Genomic DNA, 256 nt, shown 5'->3' on the forward strand with positions numbered 1-256 from the left:
CGACATCGCCTGGGACGTGCTGCTGGCCGACCCGGGTGCCTCGCCCCGCGCCACCACCCTGTTCGACGAGATTCCCGAGGCCCGCAAGGCCCTTGACGCAGTCGGCACCAAGGCGGCCGCACCCGAGGGACCGGCTCAGCACGGCCCCCTCACCCATCGCCTCACCGGCCTGTCGGAGGCCGAGCGCGACACCGCCCTGCTGGACCTGGTCCGCACGGAGGTCGCCGCCGTCCTCGGCTACGGCACCCCCGAGGCG

Annotated in this window: 1 protein-coding gene; it reads left to right on the plus strand. The window is 75.0% G+C overall.

All coding sequences use genetic code 11. The features are described 5' to 3' along the window. On the plus strand, positions 1–256 hold a 256-nt coding region (locus UK12_RS42820), incomplete at both ends, for an acyl carrier protein (RefSeq protein WP_045307407.1).

It is taken from the genome of Saccharothrix sp. ST-888 (assembly GCF_000955975.1).
GTDB lineage: Bacteria > Actinomycetota > Actinomycetes > Streptomycetales > Streptomycetaceae > Kitasatospora.